14 protein-coding genes, 1 tRNA gene and 1 pseudogene are annotated in these 15,970 nt (G+C 66.8%); 9 read left to right on the top strand and 7 right to left on the bottom strand.

Annotation, left to right across the window (positions count from 1 at the left end):
• Nucleotides 1–34: 34 nt before the first annotated feature.
• The 3 genes from pheT (at nt 35) to HWY45_RS10745 (ending at nt 3,416) form a co-directional block, all read left to right on the top strand.
• A complete protein-coding gene (gene pheT, locus HWY45_RS10755) occupies nt 35–2,464 on the top strand; it encodes a phenylalanine--tRNA ligase subunit beta (RefSeq protein WP_059886184.1) in 2,430 nt (809 codons plus the stop codon).
• A gap of 83 nt (nt 2,465–2,547) precedes the next feature.
• On the top strand, nt 2,548–2,949 hold the full coding sequence (locus HWY45_RS10750; protein WP_059560091.1) for an integration host factor subunit alpha: 402 nt from the start codon (nt 2,548–2,550) through the stop codon (nt 2,947–2,949).
• Between the two features lie 47 nt (nt 2,950–2,996).
• The gene (locus tag HWY45_RS10745) at nt 2,997–3,416 is read left to right on the top strand and encodes a MerR family transcriptional regulator (RefSeq protein WP_059560094.1); all 420 of its coding nucleotides are present in this window, start codon (nt 2,997–2,999) and stop codon (nt 3,414–3,416) included.
• Between the two features lie 80 nt (nt 3,417–3,496).
• Here HWY45_RS10745 and HWY45_RS10740 read toward each other — a convergent pair whose 3' ends face one another.
• Complete coding sequence (locus tag HWY45_RS10740; RefSeq protein ID WP_059886181.1) at nt 3,497–5,707, bottom strand: hypothetical protein; 2,211 nt, start codon at nt 5,705–5,707, stop codon at nt 3,497–3,499.
• Between the two features lie 260 nt (nt 5,708–5,967).
• Nucleotides 5,968–6,044: transfer RNA gene (locus tag HWY45_RS10735), tRNA-Pro, on the bottom strand.
• A 225-nt stretch (nt 6,045–6,269) separates the two neighbouring features.
• Here HWY45_RS10735 and bamC point away from each other — a divergent pair.
• Together bamC and HWY45_RS10725 are read left to right on the top strand one after the other, a co-directional pair.
• Nucleotides 6,270–7,484 carry an outer membrane protein assembly factor BamC gene (gene bamC / locus HWY45_RS10730; protein WP_059886179.1) on the top strand — a complete coding sequence of 405 codons (1,215 nt, stop codon included), beginning with the start codon at nt 6,270–6,272 and terminating at the stop codon, nt 7,482–7,484.
• A 542-nt stretch (nt 7,485–8,026) separates the two neighbouring features.
• Entirely contained in the window at nt 8,027–8,317 is a 291-nt protein-coding gene (locus HWY45_RS10725; RefSeq protein ID WP_059886258.1) for a putative quinol monooxygenase, read from the top strand.
• A 43-nt stretch (nt 8,318–8,360) separates the two neighbouring features.
• Here the strand turns inward: HWY45_RS10725 and HWY45_RS10720 are convergent, their stop codons facing one another.
• From HWY45_RS10720 to HWY45_RS10710, 3 genes are all read right to left on the bottom strand, one after another.
• A complete protein-coding gene (locus tag HWY45_RS10720) occupies nt 8,361–8,618 on the bottom strand; it encodes a hypothetical protein (protein WP_059560119.1) in 258 nt (85 codons plus the stop codon).
• A gap of 138 nt (nt 8,619–8,756) precedes the next feature.
• A complete protein-coding gene (locus HWY45_RS10715; RefSeq protein WP_059886175.1) occupies nt 8,757–9,023 on the bottom strand; it encodes a hypothetical protein in 267 nt (88 codons plus the stop codon).
• A 213-nt stretch (nt 9,024–9,236) separates the two neighbouring features.
• The gene (locus HWY45_RS10710) at nt 9,237–9,953 is read right to left on the bottom strand and encodes a YdcF family protein (protein WP_059886172.1); all 717 of its coding nucleotides are present in this window, start codon (nt 9,951–9,953) and stop codon (nt 9,237–9,239) included.
• A gap of 158 nt (nt 9,954–10,111) precedes the next feature.
• Here HWY45_RS10710 and HWY45_RS10705 point away from each other — a divergent pair, with 158 nt between their 5' ends.
• Nucleotides 10,112–10,429 carry a hypothetical protein gene (locus HWY45_RS10705; RefSeq protein WP_059560127.1) on the top strand — a complete coding sequence of 106 codons (318 nt, stop codon included), beginning with the start codon at nt 10,112–10,114 and terminating at the stop codon, nt 10,427–10,429.
• A 169-nt stretch (nt 10,430–10,598) separates the two neighbouring features.
• Here the strand turns inward: HWY45_RS10705 and HWY45_RS10700 are convergent, their stop codons facing one another.
• Nucleotides 10,599–10,850 (bottom strand): hypothetical protein, encoded by a 252-nt coding sequence (locus tag HWY45_RS10700; RefSeq protein ID WP_081069942.1) that lies wholly within the window; start codon nt 10,848–10,850, stop codon nt 10,599–10,601.
• Between the two features lie 200 nt (nt 10,851–11,050).
• Nucleotides 11,051–11,446 (bottom strand): annotated as a pseudogene (locus HWY45_RS10695) (transposase); the annotation flags it as partial.
• Nucleotides 11,447–11,858: 412 nt separating this feature from the next.
• Between HWY45_RS10695 and HWY45_RS10690 the strand changes: the two are divergent.
• The 3 genes from HWY45_RS10690 to rluB all read left to right on the top strand — a co-directional run bounded on the left by HWY45_RS10690 (nt 11,859) and on the right by rluB (nt 15,828).
• The gene (locus HWY45_RS10690; protein ID WP_059560134.1) at nt 11,859–12,761 is read left to right on the top strand and encodes a LysR family transcriptional regulator; all 903 of its coding nucleotides are present in this window, start codon (nt 11,859–11,861) and stop codon (nt 12,759–12,761) included.
• A 325-nt stretch (nt 12,762–13,086) separates the two neighbouring features.
• Nucleotides 13,087–14,088: an SMC-Scp complex subunit ScpB gene (gene scpB, locus HWY45_RS10685; protein ID WP_059886169.1), complete on the top strand. Its 1,002-nt coding sequence runs from the start codon at nt 13,087–13,089 to the stop codon at nt 14,086–14,088.
• A 60-nt stretch (nt 14,089–14,148) separates the two neighbouring features.
• Complete coding sequence (gene rluB, locus HWY45_RS10680; protein ID WP_059886167.1) at nt 14,149–15,828, top strand: 23S rRNA pseudouridine(2605) synthase RluB; 1,680 nt, start codon at nt 14,149–14,151, stop codon at nt 15,826–15,828.
• Nucleotides 15,829–15,970: the final 142 nt, after the last annotated feature.

Raw genomic sequence — 15,970 nt, 5'->3', positions numbered from 1 at the left:
GCGTCGATCCAACCTGTTTCGAACGTAGACATCCATGCAATTCCCTGAATCCTGGTTGAGAACCTTTGTCGATCCGCAGCTGACGACCGACGAGCTGTCGCATGCACTGACGATGGCGGGGCTCGAAGTCGAGTCGTTGAGCAAGGCCGCGCCGCCGACGTCGAAGATCGTCGTCGGGCGCGTGCTCGAAGTCGCCAAGCATCCGGATGCGGACAAGCTCAATGTCTGCCAGGTCGACGCCGGCACGGGCGCGACGCTGAACATCGTGTGCGGCGCACCGAACGTCGCGCCGGGCATCAAGGTGCCGGTCGCGCTGGTCGGCGCCGAGCTGCCGCCGGCGGAAGAAGGCGGCAAGCCGTTCGCGATCAAGCTGTCGAAGCTGCGCGGCGTCGAGAGCCAGGGGATGCTGTGCTCGGCGCGCGAGCTGAAGCTGTCGGAAGACCACAGCGGCCTGCTGATCCTGCCGGAGGACACGCCGGTCGGGCAGGACATCCGCGACACGCTGAACCTCGACGACACGATCTTCGAAATCAAGCTGACGCCGAACAAGGCCGACTGCCTGTCGGTGTTCGGCATCGCGCGCGAGACGGCTGCGATCACCGGCGCGCCGCTCACGCAGCCCGACATCCGCCCGGTGCGCGCGGAGCTCGACGAAACGCTGCCGGTGCGCATCGCCGCGCCGGACCTGTGCGGCCGCTTTTCGGGCCGCGTGATCCGCGGCGTGAACGCGCGCGCGAAGACTCCGCAGTGGATGGTCGAGCGCCTCGAGCGCGCGGGCCAGCGCAGCGTGTCGGCGCTCGTCGACATCTCGAACTACGTGATGTTCGAGCTCGGCCGTCCGTCGCACGTGTTCGACCTGGACAAGATCCACGGCGGCATCGAAGTGCGCTGGGGCAAGCGCGGCGAGTCGCTGAAGCTGCTGAACGGCAACACGGTCGAACTCGACGAGACGGTCGGCGTGATCGCCGACGATCACCAGGTCGAGAGCCTCGCGGGCATCATGGGCGGCGACAGCACGGCCGTTACGCTCGACACCACCAACATCTATCTGGAAGCGGCGTTCTGGTGGCCGGACAGCATCCGCGGCCGTGCACGCAAGTACAACTTCTCGACCGACGCGGCGCACCGCTTCGAGCGCGGCGTCGATTACGCGACGACCGTCGAGCACGTCGAGCGCATCACGCAGCTGATCCTCGAGATCTGCGGCGGCAAGGCGGGCCCGGTCGACGACCAGGCGGTCAACCTGCCGCAGCGCGCGCCGGTCGCGATGCGCGTGTCGCGCGCGAACCGCATCATCGGCGTGAAGATCGACGCCGACGAGATCGCAAGCATCTTCACGCGCCTCGGCCTGCCGTTCGAGCGCGATGAAGACGTGTTCTCGGTCACGCCGCCGTCGCACCGCTTCGACATCGAGATCGAGGAAGACCTGATCGAGGAAGTGGCGCGCATCTACGGCTTCGAGAAGATTCCGGCGCGCCCGCCGGTCGCGACGAGCGAGATGCGCGCGACCAACGAGACGCAGCGCTCGATTCACGCGATTCGTCACGCGCTGGCGGCGCGCGACTACGCGGAAACGGTGAACTTCAGCTTCGTCGATGCGGAGTGGGAAAGCGATTTCGCCGGTAACGACAATCCGATTCGGCTGCTGAACCCGATCGCGAGCCAGCTGTCGGTGATGCGCACGACGCTGTTCGGCAGCCTGATCGCCGTGCTGCGCCACAACCTGAACCGCCGCGCCGACCGCGTGCGCGTGTTCGAGGCGGGCCGCGTGTTCCTGGCCGACGCGTCGGTCCAGGCCGGCGAACTGGCAGTCGCCGGCTACGCGCAGCCGAAGCGCGTCGGTGCGCTGGCCTACGGCCCGGCGCTCGACGAGCAATGGGGCGTGGCGACCCGCGCGGTCGATTTCTTCGACGTGAAGGGCGATCTCGAGGCGCTGCTCGCGCCGACGTCCGCGCGTTTTGTGAAGGCCGAACATCCGGCCCTCCATCCGGGCCGCAGCGCGCGCATCGAGGTGGACGGCCGCGCGGTCGGCTGGATCGGCGAGCTGCACCCGCGCCTGATGCAGAAGTACGAGCTGCCGCATGCGCCGGTGATGTTCGAGATCGATACCGACGCGCTCGTCGCGCGCGGGCTGCCGGCGCCGTCCGAGGTGTCGAAATTCCCGCCGGTGCGCCGTGACATCGCGGTCGTGGTCGATCAGGCGGTCGAGGTGCAGGCGCTGTTCGACGAAATGAAGAAGGCGCTGGCGGACGACGCCTGCCGATTCGTTCAGAAGGTTGTACTCTTCGACGAATTTCGTGCAAAATCAAATACTTCCGGTGGCCTTGCCGCGCACGAGAAGAGCCTTGCCTTCCGCGTGACGCTGCAGGACACGGCCGGCACGCTACAGGACGAGGTCGTCGACCAGGCGATCCAGACGCTTGTCGAGCGGATGGCTCGTGCAGGCGCGCGCTTGCGCGGCTAAGGAGCGGGTCCTGCCCGGGCGCGATGTCCCCCGGGCGGCCGGTTCCCATCGTGAGATTTGATTTAACGCGCTGTATGGCAGATATGAACGACATGACCTCGAGTGAATTCGAAGCCCTCCTGACGGCGCAACGCAGCGCCCTGAACCGCGACGCTTCCGCGCCGGCGTCCGCGGAGACGCCGACACTGACGAAGGCGGAGCTGGCGGAGCTGCTGTTCGACAGCGTCGGGCTGAACAAGCGTGAAGCGAAGGACATGGTCGAGGCGTTCTTCGAAGTGATCCGCGACGCGCTCGAGAACGGCGAAAGCGTCAAGCTGTCGGGCTTCGGCAACTTCCAGCTGCGCGACAAGCCGCAGCGTCCCGGCCGCAATCCGAAGACGGGCGAGGCGATTCCGATCGCCGCGCGTCGAGTGGTAACCTTCCACGCCAGCCAGAAGCTGAAGGCGCTGGTCGAGAACGGCGCGGAGTCCAGCCCCGCGCGCTGACGCCCCCGCGCGGGCCGCCGCGCACCTTTACCGACGGTTAACTGACGATGACCACGACGGTTGAGAAAGTCGTCTTGCCTCCGATTCCCGCGAAGCGCTACTTCACGATCGGCGAAGTCAGCGAACTATGCGGCGTCAAGCCGCACGTGCTGCGCTACTGGGAACAGGAATTCACGCAGTTGCGGCCGGTGAAGCGGCGCGGCAACCGCCGGTACTACCAGCATCACGAGGTGCTGCTGATCCGGCGGATCCGCGAATTGCTGTACGAGCAGGGATTCACGATCAATGGCGCGCGCAACCGGCTCGATTCGCCGGGCGGCGAGCGGGGCGCGGCTCCGGATGTCGAGCCCGAGGCAGCGGGACCGGACGTGCGTGCGGCGGCGGCGAGCCGGCCCGCGGCGACCGTCGACGTCGCCGCGCTGCGGCAGGCGCTGCTCGACGTGATCGAAGGATTGAAGCGCGGCTGAGCCTCGGCTGCGCATGTCACGCAAAAGCCCGGGTGCAGTTCAGCCCGGGCTTTTTCATGCGCGTCGGACGGGCATGCGTGTCAGCGCGCGGCAAGCGGGTTCCGGCGTCCCATGTCGACGACCAGCGTGCCGTCCGGCAGCATCTGCACCGAGCCTTGCGCGACCTGGTTCCGGTAGCCGTACAGGTCGAAACGCATCGGGCCCGGGGCGGCCGAATTCTGGATCAGCGCACGCACGTTCAGCTCGAGCACGTTGAACATCTTCATGTCGCCGCCTTCCATCCACATGTAGCTGGGCGCTGGAATCTGCGGGCGCGCCGGCGCGGGCGCATCCGTTACCCGCCGGAACGTGAGGCGCAGCCCGTCACGCTCGACGGTGGCCTGCGCGAGCTTGCCGTTCAGCAGCGGCGGCGGGAACACCGTGTATTGGTCGAGCACGAGCGTGTCGCCGCGCAGTTCCGCGCCGCGGCGCTGCAATGGCGTCAGCGACGCGAGCTCGATGCCGAGCGAGCGCAGCAGCTTCGCCTGCGGAATGCCCAGCACCGATACCTGCGTCGGCGCGAACGCAAGGTGGCGGTCGTCGAGCACCGCGAGCGAGCCTCGCATGTCGGTCGGCAGCCAGACGCCCGGCACGTGGTTCCACAGCTTGATGCCGCCTTGCACGCGCAGGTTCTGGCCGTCTGCGCTCAGTTGCAGGTCGTTCAGCGAGCGCGGCGAGTAGTCGAGCAGGTAGTTGTTGAAGAGCGCCGACATGGCCTTCCACGATTCGACGACCGTCCCGCCGAGGATGCGGATGTCGTACTGGTTCGGGTCGTCGAGATCGACGGGCTCGCCGGGCCGTTTCGCGACGAGCTGTACGTCGAGATCCTCGACATGGAAGCCGATGTCGCCGGACAGGTTGAAGTCGACGTTGCGCAGATGGATCGTCGGATGCCGGTTCGACACGTGCCGCTCGTTGAACGGCGTGTTCGCGGTGCGGCGCAGCGCGACCTTCTGCAGCCCCGGTTGCGCGGCGTCGCCGGACGCGAGCGCATTCGCTTCCCAGTGCTGGCGCAGGTCGCGCAGTGCGCCCTGTTGCGCCGCGAGGAAGCTGTCGTTCAGGCGCGCGGCAGGATTGCCGAGCGGCGCGCCGTTCGAGGCGCCGGCATATGACGGCATCCGGATCGCCATCGCGCCGTTTTCGTCGAAATTGAAGTAGCCCGCCGTCACCTGCTCGCGGTAGTGGTACAGGTCGAACACGAAGTTCTGGCCGGCCTTCGCGCCGTCGACCGGGCTGATCAGGATATCGGCATTCATCGGCATCGAGCGCATGAACTTCACGTCGCCGCCGCGAATAACCATTGCCTGCTGCGGTGCGCTTGCCGGCATCGCGAAGCCGGCGCGCGAGCCGTCGTCGAGCGTCAGGTCGAGCCCCGCGGGCGTCACGCGCAGCGCCGTGATCTTGATCCGCAGGCGCGGCGGCGGCATCAGCTTGTCGACCGCCATCACGAGATCGTCGCCGGACAGCCGCGCGATCGGCGTGTCGACCTTGAGCAGGTCGGCCATCTTCACGTTGGCGGCGCGCATCACCGGCTGGGCGTCGAGGCCCGACACGCGCACCCCGCTCGGATGGAACACGAGCTGGCTGCCGTCGCGGATCGCGAGCGTGCCGGTGAGCGAGAACGGCACCCAGCCGTCGCGCTGCATTTCGCCTTGCAGGTGGATCACGCCGTCGCCGGCCGACACGACGAGCTTGCGCAGCGGCGCATTGCGATAGCCGAAGATGTAGGTGTTGAAGAGCGCCGTCAGTTTGGCGCTGTCGAGCGTGACGCTGCCCTGGTGCACGGCGATCTCGAAGCTCGTCGGGTCGTCGAACACGATCGGCGCGCCGGCCTGCGTCGGCACAAGCGTCGCCGACAGCTGGTGGATGAAGAAGCCGAGATTGCCGACGATGCGGAAATCGACGTCGCGCAGGAAGGTCATCGCGCCGTTCTGACCGGAGTCGCGCAGCGTGAACGGACGGGGCTGCGCAAGCCGGATCGAGGCAAGCGACGGCACCGTGCGCGCGATCTGCTGCTCGCGAGCGAGCCGATCGGCTTTGGCGCGCTCGATCGTCGTCGATGTGGCGGGTGCGGTGCCGTCGCGCTGCGCGGCGGGCTCCGCGCAACCTGCGCCGAGCAGCGCGATCGCGAGCGCGCCGCAAAGTGCGCGCGAGGTCCGGCGCGATGCGGCGTGAGCCGCGCGTCGCACACCGGAAATCAATCGGGGTAGTGCCAAAGGCGAGCGATGGCCGCGCCGGACCGCATTCCGCATCGTCTGTCTCCGTGTCTTGTCGTGATCGTTCGCTGCGCGCGCCGGGGCGCGGGGCGTCGATGCAGTGCAGTGTGGCATAGCGCGCTAGAGCGGCGTCACCAAACAAAGGGAGCGGGGAGCGATCGGGCAGGCGGGTGCTGCGACAAAGGATGCGGGGCGGCGCGCGGGCAGGATCAAACGGTCGTTTGCCTGATGGTTGAGCGCGCTCGGGGCGGAAAAGAAAAAACCCGCGTCAGCCTGAACTGACGCGGGTTCTTGTCTGGTCGGGGCGAGAGGATTTGAACCTCCGACCACCTGCACCCCATGCAGGTACGCTACCAGGCTGCGCTACGCCCCGAAAGCACAAAAGTATAACAGACAGTTTGCCAGATTTGAACGGGTCGCATGCATTTTCTGCATATGCGCTTCGCGAGTCGCGACGCGATGCGGGCAGGGCGGTGCGGCCACGCCCCGATCTGCACATCCCGCGGTCCGCTTTTTGCACAGCGCGCCGCTGCGCCGGTAAAATACACGGTTGATCCACGGAAAGCGCCGTGATTTAGCGGAAGAGGATTCCCAGAACATGACTGATCTTCGTCTTACCATGCGGTTCGCTGCAGTGCTCGCCACCGGCGCGCTCGTTGCCGGTTGCGGTACGTCGTCGCCCACCAAAGTGGACTACAAGAGCGACTCGAAATCGAAGGAGGTGTCGCTCGCAGTGCCGCCCAACATGCTCGAGGAGTCGGCCGATCAGCGCTCGCTGCCGCCGCAGGGCGGCGCCACTTCCCTGTCCGCGCTCCAGCAGGTCCAGCAGGCGGCGCCGCCGACCGACGCCGTCGTGCCGGCCGTGTCGGGCATGCATATCCAGCGTGACGGCACCGAAAGCTGGCTCGTGATCGACGGCAGGAAGCCGGCCGACATCTGGCCGCAGGTCCGCCGCTTCTGGCAGGAGCAGGGCTTCCTGCTGGTCGTCGACCAGCGCGACAAGGGCGTGATGGAAACCGACTGGAACGAAACCCATCCGCAGATCAACGACGGCCTGATTCGCAGCGTGATCTCGAAGGCGATGGGCAATTCGTACGTCACCGCCGAGCGCAACAAGTACCGCACGCGTCTCGACACGGCGCCGAACGGCGGCACCTATGTGTTCATCAGCCAGAAGGGCATGCGCGAGGCGCTGACCGGGCCGAACAACGATTCGAGCAAGTGGGAACCGAAGCCGAACGATCCGGCGCTCGAGACCGAATACCTGAAGCGCCTGATGGCCGTTCTCGCGCAGAACGAGCTGCGGGCGAAGAACGGCGAGCCGCCGATCGCCAACATCAGCGATACGCCGCCGCCGGCGAAGGACAAGAAGGGCGGCGCTGACGCATCGAAGGCGGCCGCGGCTGCCATCGCGGCGCAAAACGTCGCGCGTTCGTCGTCGCAGGGCACCGATGCATCCGACGCGGGCGCGGTGCCGTCCGAGGTCACGCTCGGCGAACCGTACGACCGCTCGTGGCTGCGCGTCGGCCTCGCGCTCGATCGCGCGAACTTCACGGTCGACGATCGCGACCGCGCGAAGGGGCTGTATTTCGTGCGTTACGTCGATCCGAAGGATCTGAGCGCCGCCGAGCAAGGCTTCTGGAGCCAGTTGTTCCACGGCAAGAAGGAAAAGCAGGCGAAGCAGTATCGGGTCAACGTGAAGGCGCTCACGCAGGACCAGACGCGCATCGCAATCGTCGACGATGCAGGCGCGATTGACGCGTCGCCGGCAGCACGCCAGATCATGGGGCTGCTCGTGAACCAGCTGCGCTGATCGTCACGTCCTCGCGTGTGCAAAGGCCCGCCTTCCGGCGGGCCTTTGCATTTGCGCGCTCGGAATCCGCCTTCCGCTACGCCCGCCGCATATGGTCGCCCCCTCAACGTGACGTTACGTAACATCCGCGTGTTACGGGCCGCGATACGTGCGTTGTACTGCCGGGCTTAAAAAATTTCTCTTTTAAATCAATGTGATGCCGACTTTATTGGTGTTGGCATGGAATCTGCTCTTTATACGGAAATCGTCAAGACAGGGAGGGTGGCGTCAGGTGCCGGGCATGCGTCGCGAGCGCATGACACACGGAATCGGCGCTTCCAAATGCCAGCGCAGCCAGCGCCGGCGCAATCGATGATGATCCGCGCCGATGCGCGGATCTCGATGGCCCCGTCGCCTATCCTCGTAGGGCGACGGTTTCGCCCGCGCTTCTCACGAAGCGCGGGCAATTTTTTTGGAGCGTCGGTTGCCGCGCATGGCGTGCCGATACGGCGCCGCGCGATTCGCGTATGCTCGGTTTCTTTTGTGAGGCCAAGGAGGCCGGCATGGCGGAAATCGCAGTCGTGGCGCTGATCGTTGCGAAACCCGGTGCGGAGGAGCGGTTGCGAGTCGCGCTCGAAGGCATAGTCGAACCGACTCGCAATGAGCAGGGTGCGCTGCAATACGACCTGCATCGCGATCTGTATGAGCCTGCGCGGTTCGTGTTCGTCGAGCGTTGGGAAAGTGAGGCGGCGCTGGCCGCCCATGCGCGTTCCACGCACATTCTCGCTTATCGCGAGGCAGCTGCGGACTGGATCGAGCGCTCGGAGATCCGCGTGCTGTCGAAGATCGCCTGATGGGCGGCAGCGGCCGGGCGGCGCGCCGCCCGGCTGGCGCGTGTCAGTGCGATGCGCTGGGGACGTCGAGGATCAGGATGATGGTCCAGTCGGCGTCGCCGTCGTGATGGTATTGGCGCTCCGCGACGATGAACGGCTGCTGCTTGCCTTGCGGGCCGAGAAAGAGCACGTCGCCTTCCATCGGCAGGCACTCGATCGGCGGCAGTGCGAGGAATGCGTCGGCCGAGCCGCGCGGCATCAGTTGCTTGATCGTGCGAGTGGCGGCTTCGGTCCACTCGATGTCGAGTTGAATGTTGCTCATGCTGTCCTCCGCACCGGGGTGCGTACGGGGTGGAAAAGTTCGGTGCGCGACTGTAGCACAGCGCGCGGGCGCCTCAACCAAAAAAGCCGAACCCGGTTGCCCGGATTCGGCTTTTTTGCTTATGCGGTGCCGCGGAACTTACTGGCTGGCAGCGTCGGCGGGAGCGGCCTTCTTGGCGGCCTTCTTCGCAGCCTTGTGATGAGCCTTCTTCGCCTTTTGGTGCTCTTCGTGCACCGGCTCGGCTGCCTGCGCGGCTTGCTGCTGCTGCAGGGCCTGTGCGCGCTGCTCGATCTCGGCGATCTTGGCCGGATCGGTGATGGTCTTGATTTCCGTGCTCTCTTGCGCATACGCTGCGCCAGCCAGCGCCGACATCGCAACCAGGATAGCCAGGGACGTCTTCTTCATTGCTTTACCTCCGCTAAGTGGTGATGACCCGAGTGTTGCCGTTCAGTCTGGCGACCGCAATCGAGTGCGTGTCGAGTGTAACAAAAGTGACGGATCAATGCATTGGAACGCGGCTCCGCGCGGGCGCGCGTTGACGTCGCGCAACACGTGCGGCGTATCGTCATGCGCGTGCCATTGTGCATCGAATGAGTGGCGGCAGGTATCTAGGTGTCCTCAGAACCACCCGAGCCAGCGGTACACGTAGAACTGTGCGATGCCGGCCAGCTCGTGCAGCGCATGCTCCGCGTTGACCAGATTCTGCCAGCGCGGCAGCCAGCCCTTGCGCGCTTCGCGGCGGTTTGCAAAGACCGGCTGCAGATCGATGCCGAAATGACGGAAATCGAGCAGCGCGCGCCGCATCTGGTATGACGATGTGACGAGAATCCGCGCATCGTCATGCCGTGAGCGTAGTATAGGTGCCGTGAACTTCGCGTTTTCGTAGGTCGTGCGGCTGTTCGCCTCGAGCACCAGGTCGCGGGAATCGACGCCCGCGGCGACGAGGTAGGGTGCGTAGGTCGCGGCCTCGGTAGCGCCGTGATGTTGCGGATCGCCGCCGGATACGATGACGGTGCAGCGTTCGGCGCGCTGCCGGCAGCCGCGGTAGAGTTCGGCGGTCTTGCGGATGCGGGCGAGGGCGTCGGTTCGCGGCTCGACGCGTCCGTCGGTGCGCCGGGTTCCCGAGCCGAGCAGGACCAGCGTGGTCTGGCCGTGCATGTCAGGATGTTCGACGGGTGTCACGCCGGCCTGCGACCATGCGATCAGCGGCGCCGCGAGCCAGCCCGTCGCGAGCAGCCAGAAAAGCGTGACGGCCGTGAGTGCGATCGTGCGCCGGTGCTTGCGGCACAGCATGAAAGCGGTGAAGAGAAGTACAAATGAATCGAACAGAATCAATTTGATTGGGGTATGGTGTCTTTTTATGGATGGCTGACGATCCGGCCCCGACTCGACGCCAAGCGTCCGGCCTCCTGAACCGGTGGCGGCGCCGGCGGGCGGAGATCCCGCCCGGTGCGCTGCCTGGCATTGTCGCTGCACTTTAAGAAAGAATCGAGATGGCCACGTATTCCAACGAAGCGGTGCTCGACGCGCTGAGGCGGGTGCAGTATCGCCAGGTCCCGTGGGCGCGTCGCCCGGGTGTATTCGAGTATCTTCGGTCGCTCGGGTTGATGGACACGGTCAGGCAGAAGACTGTTGCGCCCGCGCCGGGTTTTCACGCTCCGGTCGACATCGCCGTGCTGACGGACAGCGGCCGCGCCGAATTCGCGCGTCTCGAGCGCGACGAGAGATTGCCTGTCTGGGTCGATCGCCGCATGGACGACTACGCATTGAGCGAAGCCAGCGCTGTCGCGATCCTCGAAAGTCGCCTGTAGCGCGCCCGGTCTGCCGGCGTCGGGACAAAAAAAGCCCGTATCGCGAGGATACGGGCGTACCGGATACTTTTTGCTGTTGCCACGCTGTGCTCATGGCAAAGGATGTTGACTCGTTCCATTCCGCTCAGTTCCCGGTCGAGCACATATTCTTCGTGTCGCGGGTGCCGGTTTACTGACGGCGGGGTGCGTCCTGTTGCGGCAAGCCGACACGTGCGCGCGCATTGCTGGCGATGTCGCCGCGCAGGTCGCCGCGCGGGACCGTCTGCCGGCCGGATTGATCGGCACCGGGCGGTGCGTGCAGATTGCCCTTGTGTTCCTGCTGCCGGTGGGGTTGCCGGGTGCGGTCGTCGGCGTGTGCTGGCGATGCAAGCACCAGTGAAACGACAATGCCGCATGCAGCGAGCAGTGACATTGGTTTCATGGTGGGCTCCCCCCAAGCCGTCGATGCGGCTCGTTGATATGACGCTAAGGTAAGCGCGGGAGTGCAGGCTTGCTGTAAATATTGGTAAATAGATGTATCGCTGCGCGACAGCGATGCGCGGCGGGCTCCCTCGTGGCGCGGGATGCTCGCCGGAAAGAGGGCGGGCGGCCGAAGCCGCCCGGTGCACTATCCATCCTTTAAGCCATCTTGACCGGCGCGCGCCACGATTCCGGATTGGTCCAGAAGGCGCCGCGCAGCCGGTCGCGGCTCGGCGGTGCGGGCGGCTTGGCCGCGCTTGCGCCGATGCGCCCGCGCAGCGAGATTTGCCGGCCGCTCGTGCCGAGTCGTTTCACGATCTCGGCGAGCGTGCCGTCGGCTTGCCATTCGTCGAAGCGGCGACGGCAGGTCGGCGGCGACGGATAGCGGCCCGGCAGCTTCGACCAGCCTTCACCGGTCGACAGGACCCACAGCACGGCATTCACCACCGAACGGGCTTCCACGCGGGGACGGCCGCGGCGCTCGCTCCGTGCGGGTTCCGAACAAAACAGACCCTCGACCAGCGCCCACTCGTTATCTCTCAAATCGTCGAACAGCATCATGTCCTCACCTCAGCGAAGCAAACTCCGGTGCGCTGCCCTGCGCCGCGCACTCTTCAAGCACTCGGCCATCGAGTGCCGGGTGGGGGCGTCCGGTCGGTCGACGATGGCTTTTCATGCATTCCACCGGTCGAAACCGCGCCCTGTGCGTCAGGTAAAAGCACGAAGCGTGCCACGTAGGAGGTGAACCCTGCGAGAGCCGCTTGGCAGCGAGCTGACGGCTACGTCAGCTAGGGGCGTATAAGACGCCAAAATAACCCGCCAGCAAATCGGGACAATCACCAATCTTGTGCAATTCGCCCGCGCCGCGTGCGTTTGCTTGGTTATTGCACCGCAGCGAAACATGTGCGGCAGGTGCGGGATTGGGGCACTAGAATCGCGCATCGATACCAGAGATTGATGAGGTCAGAACATGAACGTCACGCTGCGCCAGCTTCGCGTGTTCATCGAGGTCGCGCGGCTCAAGAGCTTCAGCCGCGCCGGCGACGAGATCGGGCTCACCCAGTCCGCGGTAAGCCGCTGCGTGCGCGAGCTGGAGGCGGAGCTCGGCCTGAAGCTGATCGACCGCACCACGCGAGACGTGCAGTTGACCGACGTCGGCGGCAACCTGATCGCGAGCGTGTCGCGCCTGCTCGACGATCTCGACGACACGCTGCGCGAGATCCGCGAAATCGGCGAGCAGCGCCGCGGCCGCGTGATCGTCGCGGCGAGCCCGACGATCGCCTGCCGGCTGATGCCCCGTGTCGTGGCGGCCTGCGAGCGGCAGTTCCCGTTCGTCGCGCTCGGCTTGCGCGACGACGTGCAGAGCGACGTGCTGCGCAAGGTGAAGTCCAGCGAGGTCGATTTCGGCGTCGTGATCGGGCCGCTCAGCGTCGCCGACCTCGTCAGCGAGCCATTGATGACCGATTCGTTCTGTCTGGTCGCGCGCGCCGATCATCCGCTCGCATCGCATGCGGAGGTGCCGTGGACGGCATTGAACGGCGAGCGTCTCGTGCTGCTCGATCATGCCTCGGGCAGCCGGCCCCTGATCGACGCGGCGCTGGCCGCGCATCGGGTGGGCGTGACGGTCGTGCAGGAGCTGGGGCATTCGGCGACGGTGTTCGGGCTCGTCGAGGCGGGCGTCGGCGTGAGCGTGCAGCCCTGGCTGTCGCTGCCGCTGCCGGCCGGCTCGACGCTCGTCGCGCGGCCGCTCACGCCGCGCGCCGAGCGTACCGTCGAGCTGGTGCGGCGTCGCGACCGCTCGCTGTCGCCGGCCGCCCAGGCGATCTGGGAACTCGTGCACCAGATGCCGGCGCGAGCCGAGGATCTCGACTGATGGCGCTCGCGCGCCAGCGGCGCCTGGCGGCGGTCGGCGCGGCGTCGTGGTGAAGCGGGGCCGGACCATTGTGGTGACGCTGGCGCAGTCCGTTCGGCTCATCTTTACGCACTCGGCAATTTTGCGTAAGATGGCGTTCAGTCACGCGGTTCCCTCGTTGAATCGTGCTGTTCCGTCCGGTTTGGGCCTGGCTTGAAGTTTGATTCGCCGCCCCCGGTTCGTGCTCCCATCAATATGACCGATCAGAATCGGGCGAGCGCGTCTTCCGTTCCTTTCGTCTGTTTGTTGATCCGGTTCGTTTGACCACAGGGTCTGGCCTAGCTGCATGAATACCCAAGAGGCGAAGATCGTCCTCGAGACTGCTTTGATCTGCGCGCAGGAACCGCTGAAGCTCGGCGATTTGCGCAAGCTCTTTGCCGACAGTGTGTCGGCTGACACGGTCCGCACGTTGCTCGAAGATCTGAAACAGGAATGGTCCGGTCGCGGCGTCGAACTGGTCGCGCTGGCGAGCGGATGGCGCTTTCAGAGCAAGCCGGCGATGCGCGATTTTCTCGATCGCCTGCATCCGGAGAAGCCGCCGAAGTATTCGCGCGCGGTGCTCGAGACGCTGGCGATCATCGCCTACCGGCAGCCGGTCACGCGCGGCGACATCGAGGAAATCCGCGGTGTCACGGTAAACACGCAGGTGGTCAAGCAGCTCGAGGATCGTGGCTGGATCGAGGTGATCGGGCATCGCGACGTGCCGGGGCGTCCGGCGCTGTACGCGACGACCAAGCAGTTCCTCGACGATCTCGGGCTGAAGGCGCTCGACGATCTGCCCGCGCTCGAGGAGCCGGCGGCCAACATCGAGGCCGCGCTGCTCGCGCAGCAGGCAATGGATTTCGAGGATAGCGTCCCGCCCGTGGAAGACGCGGGCAGCGATGCGGCAGAGGATGCGTCCGCGGCGCCTGTCGGTGACGTACCCGACGATGCCTCGACGCAGGAATCGCCCAGCCGCGATACGCTCGAGGTTGACGAAGTGCGGACAGAACAGGCCGGAGCCGAAGCAGCGCCGGCGAGCGTGCGGCCCGTGCCGCTGCACGCGCAGTTGAGCGAGGAAGATCGCAAGCCGGCCGCCGAAGCGGCAGCCGGCGACGGAGCGGAAGCGGTCGAAGGCATGCCCGGCGTGGCCGGTCGTGTCGATGCACCCCGTTCCCGTCCTGCGGACGACGAGATGCTGGACGACACGTCCGACAGTCTCGCGGATGCCGTACGCAGCGCCAGCGCGCCCATCGGCGCGGACGAGCTGCCGGACGACGAAGCAGAACCCGAACAGCGTCGCGCCTGATCGCGGCCGATTTCATGCCGCGCCCGCGCCGGGCGCGAGACCTGACATTTTGAGGTTGTTTTGACTGATATCCACGATATTGAATCGTCCGCGCCTGCCGTGCAGGCGGCGCGTGCCGACGATGCGCCCGAGCAGGGCGCCGCGGGCGGCGACGAGCGTCCCCGCCGCGGTCTGCGGCGCGGCCCGCGCAGCCTGATTGCGCGCCGCCGTGCGGCGGCCAAGTCGAAGGGCGCCGAGGGCGCGCCGCAGGGCGACGAAGGGGCCGAGGCGCCCGCCGAGGCAGCGGAAGCGCAGCAGCCGGCACGTGCGCCGCGCAAGGAAGGCGCGGCGAAGGGCGGGCGCAAGCCGGCGGCCAAGCGCGAAGGCGGCGCGGCGCGCCAGGGCGGCCAGAGCAAGCGCGGTGGTGGCGCAGGTGCGGCGAGCGCCGCGGGCGACGCTGTACAGGACGACCTGTTCGCGTACGTGACGTCGCCGGCTTTCGACGCGGACAACGCCGCGGCGGGCAGCGGCGTGCGTGCACCGATGCTGCGGCGTGGCCGCAACCAGCCGGCGAACAAGCGCGTGCTGTCGCCGGACGACGATGCGCCGAAGCTCCACAAGGTGCTGGCGGAGGCCGGCATGGGCTCGCGCCGTGAGATGGAAGAGCTGATCATCGCCGGCCGCGTGTCGGTGAACGGCGAGCCGGCGCACATCGGCCAGCGCATCATGCCGACCGACCAGGTGCGGATCAACGGCAAGCCGGTCAAGCGCAAGCTGCCGAACAAGCCGCCGCGCGTGCTGCTGTACCACAAGCCGACGGGTGAAATCGTCAGCCATGCGGATCCGGAAGGTCGTCCGTCGGTGTTCGATCGCCTGCCGCCGATGAAGACGGCCAAATGGCTCGCGGTCGGCCGGCTCGACTTCAATACCGAAGGCCTGCTGATGCTGACGACGTCGGGCGACCTTGCGAACCGCTTCATGCACCCGCGCTACAGCGTCGAGCGCGAGTATGCGGTGCGGGTGGTCGGCGAACTCACCGAAGGCAATCGGCAGAAGCTGCTGCACGGCGTCGAGCTGGACGACGGCCCCGCGAACTTCCTGCGCATCCGCGATGGCGGCGGCGAAGGCACGAATCACTGGTATCACGTTGCGCTGGCCGAAGGCCGCAATCGTGAAGTGCGCCGGATGTTCGAGGCGGCCGGCCTGATGGTGAGCCGCCTGATTCGTACGCGTCACGGCCCGATCCCGCTGCCGCGCGGCCTGAAGCGCGGCCGCTGGGAAGAGCTCGACGAGGCGCAGGTGCGCAAGCTGATGGCGACCGTCGGCCTGAAGGCGCCGACGGAAGAGAAGGGCGGCAAGCGCGCCGGCGGCCAGGCCGAACGCCGCCAGCCGGATCCGATGCAGACGTCGATGGGCTTCATCGGCCGCGAGCCGGTGCTGACGACGCACGGCAACCTCGACCAGCCGCGGCGTGGCCCGCGGCGCGGCGCCACCGGCGGCTTCGCCGGCCCGAGTGGTTACGGCGGCGGCATGCCGGGGATGTCGGGCGGCGGCTATGGCGGCCAGCGCACCGGCGGCCGTGACGTCGACGGCAACCGCGCGTCGTACGGCGCTGGCGGCAACAAGCGCGGCGGCGCTGGTGCCGGTGCCGGCAAGGGCGGCGGCGGCCGCAACCCGAACGGCAATCGCGCGGAAGGCGCCGGCAACGGCGGCGCGCGCGGCGGTCAGCGTCCGCAGCGCAATCGTTCACGCGGCCGCTGAGTCGCGTATCGCGGTGCAATATGCTCCGCCTCGCCGGCAAAATCGGTGTGAAGTACCGGTTTTACCGGCGAGCGCTTGGCGTTTGCACCAAAAATCGCTATAATCGCGAAGTCGCTGGGCGTACGGATTTGATGTGCGGCTC

Origin of the sequence: Burkholderia stagnalis, assembly GCF_902830275.1 — a bacterium.
GTDB lineage: Bacteria > Pseudomonadota > Gammaproteobacteria > Burkholderiales > Burkholderiaceae > Burkholderia > Burkholderia stagnalis.
This window is presented reverse-complemented; position numbering and strand designations above follow the sequence as displayed.